The sequence below is a fragment of the Isoptericola haloaureus genome (assembly GCF_036689775.1).
GTDB classification, from domain to species: Bacteria; Actinomycetota; Actinomycetes; order Actinomycetales; family Cellulomonadaceae; genus Isoptericola; species Isoptericola haloaureus.
Window position 1 is genome coordinate 145,256 of record NZ_JBAGLP010000107.1, and the last position, 10,349, is coordinate 155,604.

Sequence of the window (10,349 nt, forward strand, 5' to 3'; positions counted from 1 at the left end):
GAGACAACCTTTGACGACGTATTACCGACCCGTCACGCAGGGGTGGCAGAGCCCTTGTGCGCCGCACGACGGCGCGGAACGGGTGACTCTGCACAGGCGCCAGGACGGCTTAGGCTGGTGGGTGCCCGACCATCGGGCAGCAGTACAACGCATGCAATCTGGGAAGTGGGCGATCCGGGCGTGGTGTCCCCCAAGGCAGGGTCAGAGTCGATCAGCGCCGAGAGCGCGTCGTTCGGGGCCAACGAGTGGCTCGTCGACGAGCTCTACGAGCAGTACCTGAAGGACAAGAACGCGGTCGACCCCGCGTGGTGGGACTTCTTCGAGGACTACACCCCGGGCGAGAGCAGCGAGGCGTCGGCGAACGGTACGCCGGCCCCGTCCGGCGGGTCGGCGTCGTCGGCGACCACCGCCCCCGCGAAGACCGACGCCGGCGCGAGCACCGTCGCCGCCCCGGGCGACGACACCGCGGGCGAGGGCTCCGAGCCGGCCCAGGGAACGTCCTCGGCCGCCTCCGGGACGGCCGCGGCCGAGGCCTCCCAGGAGTCCACCCCTGCGCTCGTGCCGGCCGACCCGGAGATCTCCGCGGCCGACGCACCGGTGGCCGAGGCGCTGCCGGCCACGGCCCCGTACGCCGAGGTCGCGCGCACCGAGCCCGAGTCCGACGAGGACGAGGCCACGGACGACGTCCAGAAGCTGCGCGGCCCCGCCGCGCGCGTCGTGACGAACATGGAGGCCTCGCTCGAGGTGCCGACGGCGACGTCGGTGCGTGCGGTCCCCGCCAAGCTGATGGTCGACAACCGGATCGTCATCAACAACCACCTCAAGCGCGGCCGCGGCGGCAAGATCTCCTTCACCCACCTCATCGGGTTCGCCCTCGTCGAGGCGCTGGCGGACATGCCGGTCATGAACGCGCACTACGAGCAGACCGACGGCAAGCCGCACGTCGTCCAGCCCGCGCACGTCGGGTTCGGCCTCGCCATCGACCTCGCCAAGCCGGACGGCTCGCGTCAGCTGCTCGTGCCGAGCATCAAGAAGGCCGAGGAGCTCGACTTCGCCGGGTTCTGGGCCGCCTACGAGGAGCTGGTGCGCAAGGCGCGCGGCGGCAAGCTCGGCATGGACGACTTCGCCGGCACGACGATCTCGCTGACCAACCCCGGCGGCATCGGCACCGTCCATTCCGTGCCGCGCCTCATGCAGGGGCAGGGCACGATCATCGGCGTCGGCGCCATGGACTACCCGGCCGAGTTCGCCGGCGCGTCCGAGGAGCAGCTCGCCCGGATGGGCGTCTCGAAGGTCATGACGGTCACCTCGACCTACGACCACCGCATCATCCAGGGCGCCCAGTCGGGTGAGTTCCTCAAGATCCTGGCCGGCAAGCTGCTCGGCCTCGACGGCTTCTACGACCGAGTGTTCGCCGCTCTGCGGATCCCGTACGAGCCCGTGCGCTGGGTCCGGGACAACACCGTCGACTCGGACGTCGAGGCGGCCAAGCCGGCCAAGATCGCCGAGCTCATCCACTCCTACCGCTCGCGCGGGCACCTCATGGCGGACACCGACCCGCTCGCCTACCGCCAGCGCAAGCACCCGGACCTGGACATCCAGAACCACGGCCTGACGCTGTGGGACCTGGACCGCACGTTCCCGACCGGCGGGTTCGGCGGCACCCCGAAGGCCACGCTGCGCGACACCCTCGGCCTGCTGCGCGACTCCTACTGCCGCTCGATCGGCATCGAGTACATGCACCTGTCCGACCCGGCGCAGCGCAAGTGGTTGCAGGACCGGCTCGAGCACGGGTACGCCCGCACCCCCCGCGAGGACCAGCTGCGCATCCTGCGCCGGCTGAACTCCGCCGAGGCCTTCGAGACCTTCCTGCAGACCAAGTACGTCGGCCAGAAGCGCTTCTCCCTGGAGGGCGGCGAGGCCGTCATCCCGCTGCTGGACGCGATCCTGTCCAAGGCCGCCGAGAGCGGGCTGGACGAGGTCGGCGTCGGCATGGCCCACCGCGGCCGGCTCAACGTGCTGGCCAACATCGCCGGCAAGAGCTACGGCCAGATCTTCAAGGAGTTCGAGGGCCAGCTCGACCCGAAGTCCGTGCAGGGCTCGGGTGACGTCAAGTACCACCTCGGCACCGAGGGCACGTTCACCGCCGAGACCGGCGCGACGACGAAGGTCTACCTGGCGGCCAACCCCTCCCACCTGGAGGCCGTGGACCCGGTGCTCGAGGGCATCGTGCGCGCCAAGCAGGACCGGATCGACCTCGGCGGCGACGGCTTCTCCGTGCTGCCGCTGCTCATCCACGGCGACGCCGCCTTCGCCGGCCAGGGAGTCGTGCCGGAGGTGCTCAACCTCGCCCAGCTGCGCGGGTACCGCACCGGCGGCACGATCCACGTGGTCATCAACAACCAGGTCGGCTTCACCACGGGCCCGTCCTCGTCCCGCTCGACGACGTACTCGACCGACGTGGCCAAGGGCTACCAGGTCCCGGTCTTCCACGTGAACGGTGACGACCCCGAGGCCTGCGTGCGCGTGGCCGAGCTCGCCTTCGCCTACCGCGAGCAGTTCGACCGCGACGTCATCATCGACATGGTCTGCTACCGCCGGCGCGGCCACAACGAGGGCGACGACCCCTCGATGACGCAGCCGCTGATGTACAACCTCATCGAGGCCAAGCAGTCGGTGCGCAAGCTGTACACGAAGAACCTCGTGGCCCGCGGCGACATCACCGTCGAGGAGGCCGAGCAGGCGCTCAAGGACTACCAGGCCCAGCTCGAGCGCGTCTTCACCGAGACCAAGGGCATGTCCTCGGACCGCCCCTCGGGCACCGAGGAGATCGCCGGGCTGGAGCGTCCGGAGTCCCAGCGCGAGGACGCCGGCACGATGGTCGGCTGGCAGACGGCCGTCTCGCACTCCGTGCTGGAGCGGGTGGGCGACGTCCACGTCCAGCCGCCGGAGGGCTTCACCGTCCACCCGAAGCTCGGCAAGCTCCTGGACAAGCGCCAGATCATGGCCAAGGAGGGCGACATCGACTGGGGCTTCGGCGAGCTCGTGGCCTTCGGGTCGCTGCTCATCGAGGGCACGCCGGTCCGCCTGGCCGGTCAGGACTCGCGCCGCGGGACGTTCACCCAGCGGCACGCCGTGCTGCACGACCGGCACACGGGCGCCGAGTGGACCCCGCTGCTCTACCTCTCCGGCGACCAGGCGAAGTTCTGGGTCTACGACTCCTCGCTCAGCGAGTACGCCGCGCTCGGCTTCGAGTACGGCTACTCCGTCGAGCGCCCCGACGCCCTGGTGCTGTGGGAGGCGCAGTTCGGCGACTTCGTCAACGGCGCCCAGACCGTGATCGACGAGTTCATCTCGTCGGCCGAGCAGAAGTGGGGCCAGAACTCCTCGGTCGTCATGCTGCTCCCGCACGGCTACGAGGGGCAGGGGCCCGACCACTCCTCGGCCCGCCTGGAGCGCTTCCTCCAGCTCGCCGCCGAGAACAACATGACCGTGGCGCAGCCCTCCACCCCCGCGTCGTACGCGCACCTGCTGCGCCGGCAGGCCTACGACCGCCCGCGCCGGCCGTTGGTGGTCATGACGCCGAAGCAGCTGCTGCGCCTCAAGGCCGCGGCCTCGAGCGTCGAGGACTTCACGACCGGCACCTTCGAGCCCGTGCTCGAGGACACCGAGGTGGCCCGCGGGAACCTCGACCCGGCCGGCGTGCGCCGACTCGTGCTCTGCACGGGCCGCGTCTACTACGACCTCGTCGCCGAGCGCAGCAAGCGCGGTGACACCGCCACGGCCATCGTGCGCATGGAGCAGCTCTACCCGTTCCCGGAGGAGCAGCTGCGGGCCGAGTTCGCGAAGTACCCGGACGCCGAGGTCGTCTGGGTCCAGGACGAGCCGCAGAACCAGGGCGCGTGGTCCTACCTGCACCTGGCGATGCCCGAGGACCTGCCCCGGGTGCAGGTCGTCTCCCGGCCGGCGTCGGCGTCCACGGCCGCCGGCACGGCCAAGCGTCACCGCGAGGAGCAGGAGATCCTGCTGGACCAGGTGTTCAGCCGCTGACCGTCGCCGTCAGGCAGCACGAAGGGCCCGGGAGCCGTCGCTCCCGGGCCCTTCGTGCGTCCCCGGCGATCGGGTCCGGTGCGGGCGGTCCGGACCCGCGCGGTCAGCCCCGGCTCACCACCTGTCGTGCACGTGCTCGCGGATCGAGGAGTCGTAGAGGTCGCGCACGCGGGAGGCGAACAGCGGTCCCAGGCTGCCGGCCTCGCCGGCCGCGGCGTTGAGCCGGGCCTGCTCCGGGGTGCGCGCACCGGGGATCACGGTCGAGACGCCCGGGCTCTGCCAGATCCACGCGATCGCGGCCTGGGCGGGCGTGAGGTCCTGCTCGAGCCCCTCGGCGAGCTCGGTGAAGGACGCGGCCGCCTCGACGCCGACGTCGAACGGGACGCCCGAGAACGTCTCGCCCACGTCGAAGGCCTCGCCGCCACGGTTGAACGTGCGGTGGTCGTTCTCGGCGAAGGTGGTGTCCTTCGTGTACCGGCCCGACAGCAGGCCGGACGCCAGCGGGACCCGGGCGATGATGCCGACCCCGGCCTCGGACGCCGCCGGCAGGACCTTCTCCAGCGGCTTGTGCCGGAAGGCGTTGAGGATGATCTGCACCGTCGCGACCCCGGGACGGGCGATGGCCGTCAGGGCCTCGTCGACGGTCTCCACGGAGACGCCGTAGGAGGCCATGGCACCCTCGTCCACCAGCGTGTCCAGGGCGTCGTACACCTCGTCGCGCGAGTACACCGGCGTCGGCGGGCAGTGCAGCTGGACCAGGTCGAGGGTGTCCACGCCGAGGTTGGCGCGCGACCGGTCGGTCCAGGACCGGAAGTTCTCCAGGACGTAGTTCTCCGGGACCTGGTCCGCGCGGCGCCCCATCTTCGTCGCCACGGTGAGGCCCTCGTCGCGGTGGTCGGCGAGGAACGCGCCGACCGTCTGCTCGCTGCGGCCGTCGCCGTAGACGTCCGCGGTGTCGTAGAAGGTCACCCCGGCCTCGAGCGACGCCTCGAGCACGGCGCGCGCGTCAGCGTCGCTCACCTCGCCCCAGTCCGCGCCGAGCTGCCAGGTGCCCAGGCCGACGACCGAGACCATCCGACCGGTCCGGCCGAGTACCCGCTTCTGCATCACTGTCCTCCAAGTCCGAGGGGGTCGACCTTCACACGGTACGCGGGACGCACCGATCAGGCTTGCCGACTACGGTGTGACCGTGAACACGAGCCCGAGCACCGAGACGGCACCCACGCCGTCCGGCACCCAGTACCACCTGTCCGCCGGCACCCACCGCGCCACGATCGCCGAGGTCGGAGCCATGGTGCGCGAGTACACCGTCGACGGCCTCGACGTCTTCGTGCCGTTCGCCGAGCACGAGCCCGCACCGGTCTTCAACGCCGCCGTGCTGGTCCCGTGGCCCAACCGTCTGCGCGACGGCCGGTACACCGCCGACGGCGAGACGTACCAGCTCCCGCTGAGCGAGCCCGACCGCGGCACGGCCCTGCACGGGCTCGGCTGCTGGTACCGCTGGTCGGCCGTCGAGGTCGCCGACGACGCGGTCACGCTGGAGCTGGCGCTGCCCGCGCAGAAGGGCTGGCCGTTCCAGCTCACCACCCGCGTGCGCTACTCCCTGGACGCCGAGCGCGGCCTCGAGATCCGGGTGACCACCCGCAACGTCGGCACCGGCACGGCGCCCTACGGCGTCGGGTTCCACCCCTGGCTCTCCGCCGGCGGTGCCGACCTCGACGAGTGCACCGTGCGCCTGGACGCCACCGAGCACGTCACCGTCGACGACCGGCTGCTGCCCACCGGCGTCGAACCGGTCACCGGCGACCACGACCTGCGCGCGACGCGCTCGCTGGCCGGGCTCGACCTGGACGACGCCTGGGTCTCGGCCACCCGGGACGACGACGGACTGTCGTGGTGCCGGCTGGGGCGCCCCGACGGGCGGACCGCTGCCGTCTGGATGGACGACTCGATGGACTGCTGGCAGGTCTGCTCGGCGAACCACATCGCCGGCCACGAGCGCTTCGGCCTGGCCGCCGAGCCCATGAGCTGCTACGCCGACGCCTTCAACTCCGGCGACCGGCTCGTCCGACTGGCTCCGGGCGACTCCCACGAGGTCCGCTGGGGTGCCACCCTGCTGTGACGAACCATGCCAGAACGGCTCGTCCGCGACGAGATGTCACGAACCGGGCGCCGGTCACTCCCTGCGGAGGGGTGCCGCCGGCGCCCGGCGTGGGATCATGCCGTGCCGAGCCAGGGCACGGAACAATGGCGGCGCAACACAGTGACTCGGCAGGGGACGGTGACAGGTCGTGACGGACCGCGAGGTGCGCATCTGCGTGGTGGGTGACGAGCTCAGCGTGGGCGTCGGTGACGGCCGCGCCCTGGGCTGGACCGGACGCGTGCTGGCGCGGACCCGGTTCGACCGGCCGGCGATGACCTTCACCCTGGCGGTGCCGGGCGAGACGACGTCGACCCTCGGTGCGCGCTGGGAGGCCGAGACCGAGCCGCGGTTCGGCCCGGAGCAGACCCACGACAACCGTCTCGTGGTCGCTCTGGGCCGCCACGACGTGGACTCGGGCCTGTCGGTCGCCCGGTCGCGGCTGAACCTCGCCAACATCCTCGACGTCGCCGACAACCGGCGCCTGTCGACGTTCGTCGTCGGCCCCCCGCCGGGGCGGCCGGAGGACGGCGGCCGGATCGCGGAGCTCTCCGCGGCCTTCCAGGACGTCGCGAGCCGTCGACGCGTGCCCTACGTGGACACCTACACCCCGCTCGCCCAGCACGAGCAGTGGCTGGCCGACCTCGCCACCACGGGGTCGACCTACCCCGGGCAGGCCGGCTACGGGCTCATGGCCTGGCTGGTGCTGCACACGGGCTGGCACTCGTGGCTCGGCCTGCCGCACGAGACGGAGTGACCGGGCGGCTCAGCCGCGCGAGACGATGACCCGCGCGCTGGTGACGGTGGCCGTCACGTAGGCGATGCTCCGGCCGTCGGTCGGGGTCTCGCCGTGGTCGACGGACAGCGTGCGCGTGGTCGAGGGCAGCACCTCGCCGTCGAGCACCGCCTGCCCGGCCGCGCCGCGCACCTTGAGGCTGACGGGGGTGCCGGCGTCGAGCCGGAGGGCGACGTCGCCCGAGACGGACTTGGCCGACACCATCGGGACGGTGCCGACGGCGGTGACCGCCACGGCACCGGACACGCTGCTCGTGGTGACCCGGCCGAGGGTGCCCTCCAGGGCGAGGGCGCCGGAGACGACCTGCGCCGAGACGTCGCCGGTGTGCCCCGAGGAGGCCACGTCGCCGGAGACGGACCGCAGGTACAGCGACCCGTGCGTGCCGGCGGTGCGCACGGTGCCGGTGACGGTCTTGACCACCGTCCCGGACGTGCCGGCGACCTCGACGTCCGCCTCGGTCGTGCCGACGTCGACCCGGACCTGCGGGGGGACGGTGACGTGCACGACGGCCCGCTCGGAGCTGCCGAGCGACCGCACGCGGGCCACGAACGCCTCGACCGCGTTCCGCTCGTAGCCGATGCGCAGCCGGTCGCCGTCGCGGTCGACCTGCAGCGGTTTCTCCCCGACCTCGAGCACCTCGAGCGTGACCTGGGTGGTCTCCGGGTCGACCGTGACGTCCGCCCGGCCGTCCTGGAGCCGGATCGTCAACGCACCCACGCCCGTGACCTCGACGGTCTGCGGGGCGGCGATCGCCCAGGACTCGGTGCTCATGCTGCCTCCAGGGAGCCGGTGACACGGGTCGTCGTGCGATTGTGGGATCATAGACCGACCCCCGACCACCTTCTCGTGAGGAGACGATCATGAGCAAGCGCGGAAACAAGCGTCGCGCCCGCAAGGGCAAGAACGCCAACCACGGCAAGCGTCCCAACGCCTGAGGACGCCCTGCACGACGACGGGCCGGCACCCTGCGGGGCGCCGGCCCGTCGTCGTCCCCGGACCGTCGTGACGGACGGCCGGTGCGGGTGCGCTCTCAGCCCGAGACGCGCATCACCGTGATCTGCTCACGGATGCGCAGGCGCAGCGTCGCGGGCGCCTGCTCCGCGCAGGACCGCTTGACGAGCTTCTTGACGAGCTCCTCGACGCTCAGCTCGGCCAGGCAGGGCGAGCAGTGCGCGACGTGCGCACGCATGCGGTGCTCGTCGTCCTCGGTCATCTCCGAGTCGAGGTACTCGTACAGGTGCCCCAGCGCGTGCTCGCAGTCGCTCTCGCCCTCGGCGGGCTCGTGCGGGATGGGGGTCACGTCCGCGCTCATGATTCTCCTCCGCGCGCTCCGGCGAGTCCTCGGTCGGCGGCGTAGTCCGCCAACAGCTCGCGCAGCTGCCGTCGTCCACGGTGCAGCCGGGACATCACGGTCCCGATCGGTGTACCCATGATCTCCGCGATCTCCTTGTAGGGGAACCCCTCGACGTCGGCGTAGTACACGACCATCCGGCGGTCCTCGGGCAGCTCCTGCAGCGCCCGCTTCACGTCGGAGTCCGGGAGCCGGTCGAGCGCCTCGGCCTCGGCCGAGCGGAGCCCCTGCGAGGTGTGGGTCGCCGCCCGGGCGATCTGCCAGTCCTCGATGTCGTCGGTCTGCGCCTGCTGCGGCTGCCGCTGCTTCTTGCGGTAGTTGTTGATGAAGGTGTTCGTCAGGATCCGGTACAGCCAGGCCTTGAGGTTGGTGCCGGGCTTGTACTGGTGGAAGGCGGCGAACGCCTTGGCGAACGTCTCCTGCACGAGGTCCTCGGCGTCGGCCGGGTTGCGCGTCATGCGCAGCGCCGCGGAGTACAGCTGGTCGATGTACTCCATCGCGTCGCGCTCGAAGCGCGCGGCACGGTCCGCCGCCGACTCCTCGTCCGGGGCGCGCTCGGTGTCCTCGCCGACCTCGTCGTCGGTCGGCTGAGGGGTGGTGGTCGCCGCGTCGTCATCCTGGGTCATCGCTGTCGAGCCTAGCCCCAGCGGCCAGCCGCCGCGGGGTACGTCCGGGGACGCCGCCGTCGGCCGACCGAGGTCGGAGGGAACGGAGAACAGGGTCGCGTCGCGCACCCCGCCCGCTGCGGGGGCGTCTCGAGTCATGCAGGCTTCCACACTGCGGTGCAACCAGGGACGGCCGACCGGCATTCCCCGCAGGTCAGCGCCCTGCATCGGCCGCCGCCACGACGCGGCGGCGCCGGGGCCCGTCCGGATCAGGACGCGACGTCCGCGAACCGCCGTCGGTAGGACGTCGGGCTGGTCCCGAGCAGGCGCGCGAAGTGGTGCCGCAGGACGGCGGCGCTGCCGAACCCGACGAGCCGGGCGACCTCCTCGACCGGGACGCCGGGCTGCTCCAGGAGCTCCTGCGCGCGGGCGACGCGCTGCCGCGTCAGCCAGGCACCCGGCGTCGTACCCGTCTCGGCGCGGAAGCGGCGGGCGAAGGTCCGGTCGGAGAGCATCGCGCGCCGCGCCAGCGCCGGCACGCTGTGGTCGAGCTCGAGGTGTCCGCGCATCCAGGCCAGCAGGTCGGCCAGCGAGTCGCCCTGCTGCGGGACGGGGTCGACGACGTACTGCGCCTGCCCGCCGTCGCGCTGCGGCGGGACGACCATGCGGCGGGCGACCGCACGGGCGGCCTCTCCCCCGAGCTCGGTGCGTACCAGGTTCAGGCACGCGTCGATGCCGGCGGCCGTGCCGGCGCTGGTGAGCACCCGACCGTCGGCGACGTAGAGCACGTCGGGATCGACGTCGGCCCGGGGCGCCGCCGCGGCGAGGCGGTCGGCGAACATCCAGTGGGTGGTGCAGCGCCGCCCGTCGAGCAGACCGGCCGCGGCGAGCACGAACGCGCCGGAGCACAGCGAGACGATCCAGGCGCCCCGCTCGTGCGCGGCCCGGATCGCGTCGAGGTACGCGGGCGGGACGTCGATGTGCTCGGCGTCGGTGAGGACGTCGTAGGCGACCACGACGACGACGTCGGCGTCCTCGGTCGCCTCGAGCCCGGCGTCGACGTGGACCGAGAACCCGCCCTTGGTCGGCACGGGTCCGGGCTCGGGCGTGCACAGCGTGAAGTCGAACGTCGGCCCGCCGGTGTCGCGGCGGTCGATGCCGAACACCTCGTAGGCGATACCCATCTCGAACGGCGCGACACCGGGGACGACGACGGCGGCCACCTTGTCGATCATCGCCTCAGCCTGGCACAGATGTGGCGGGATCTCGACTGACTGTGAGGATCGCGTTCGCAGCCTGATGGTGCTGGGCTGTGGATCGGTGGTCTTGAGCGTGACCCTTCGACTGACTGGTCTCGTGCCTTTCACACGACTTGTCCGCTCGAGGCTGCCGGCCCCGGCCCGGTCG

Annotated in this window: 9 protein-coding genes; 4 read left to right on the plus strand and 5 right to left on the minus strand. The window is 72.0% G+C overall.

Annotation, left to right across the window (positions count from 1 at the left end; genetic code table 11):
- Positions 1 to 180 precede the first annotated feature (180 nt).
- Positions 181 to 4,050: a multifunctional oxoglutarate decarboxylase/oxoglutarate dehydrogenase thiamine pyrophosphate-binding subunit/dihydrolipoyllysine-residue succinyltransferase subunit gene (locus tag V5O49_RS03870; RefSeq protein WP_405001134.1), complete on the plus strand. Its 3,870-nt coding sequence runs from the start codon at positions 181 to 183 to the stop codon at positions 4,048 to 4,050.
- A gap of 114 nt (positions 4,051 to 4,164) precedes the next feature.
- On the opposite strand, the gene V5O49_RS03875 is transcribed toward V5O49_RS03870, so the two are convergent.
- Positions 4,165 to 5,157 (minus strand): aldo/keto reductase, encoded by a 993-nt coding sequence (locus V5O49_RS03875; RefSeq protein ID WP_278235087.1) that lies wholly within the window; start codon positions 5,155 to 5,157, stop codon positions 4,165 to 4,167.
- 82 nt (positions 5,158 to 5,239) lie between these two features.
- Here V5O49_RS03875 and V5O49_RS03880 point away from each other — a divergent pair, with 82 nt between their 5' ends.
- Positions 5,240 to 6,172 (plus strand): aldose 1-epimerase family protein, encoded by a 933-nt coding sequence (locus V5O49_RS03880; protein ID WP_332901072.1) that lies wholly within the window; start codon positions 5,240 to 5,242, stop codon positions 6,170 to 6,172.
- Between the two features lie 169 nt (positions 6,173 to 6,341).
- Positions 6,342 to 6,947 (plus strand): GDSL-type esterase/lipase family protein, encoded by a 606-nt coding sequence (locus V5O49_RS03885; protein ID WP_332901073.1) that lies wholly within the window; start codon positions 6,342 to 6,344, stop codon positions 6,945 to 6,947.
- Positions 6,948 to 6,956: 9 nt separating this feature from the next.
- On the opposite strand, the gene V5O49_RS03890 is transcribed toward V5O49_RS03885, so the two are convergent.
- A complete protein-coding gene (locus V5O49_RS03890; protein ID WP_332901074.1) occupies positions 6,957 to 7,757 on the minus strand; it encodes a DUF4097 family beta strand repeat-containing protein in 801 nt (266 codons plus the stop codon).
- Positions 7,758 to 7,846: 89 nt separating this feature from the next.
- On the opposite strand from V5O49_RS03890, the gene V5O49_RS17005 reads away from it, so the two are divergent.
- Entirely contained in the window at positions 7,847 to 7,921 is a 75-nt protein-coding gene (locus V5O49_RS17005; RefSeq protein ID WP_369810841.1) for a 50S ribosomal protein bL37, read from the plus strand.
- A 95-nt stretch (positions 7,922 to 8,016) separates the two neighbouring features.
- Here the strand turns inward: V5O49_RS17005 and rsrA are convergent, their stop codons facing one another.
- The 3 genes from rsrA to V5O49_RS03905 all read right to left on the minus strand — a co-directional run bounded on the left by rsrA (position 8,017) and on the right by V5O49_RS03905 (position 10,177).
- Positions 8,017 to 8,298 (minus strand): mycothiol system anti-sigma-R factor, encoded by a 282-nt coding sequence (rsrA, locus tag V5O49_RS03895; RefSeq protein WP_278235091.1) that lies wholly within the window; start codon positions 8,296 to 8,298, stop codon positions 8,017 to 8,019.
- The gene (locus V5O49_RS03900) at positions 8,295 to 9,101 is read right to left on the minus strand and encodes a sigma-70 family RNA polymerase sigma factor (RefSeq protein WP_332901075.1); all 807 of its coding nucleotides are present in this window, start codon (positions 9,099 to 9,101) and stop codon (positions 8,295 to 8,297) included. Before V5O49_RS03900 ends, rsrA begins: the two co-directional genes overlap by 4 nt.
- A 110-nt stretch (positions 9,102 to 9,211) precedes the next feature.
- Positions 9,212 to 10,177, minus strand: a complete 966-nt coding sequence (locus tag V5O49_RS03905) for a helix-turn-helix domain-containing protein (RefSeq protein ID WP_332901076.1) — start codon at positions 10,175 to 10,177, stop codon at positions 9,212 to 9,214.
- Positions 10,178 to 10,349: the final 172 nt, after the last annotated feature.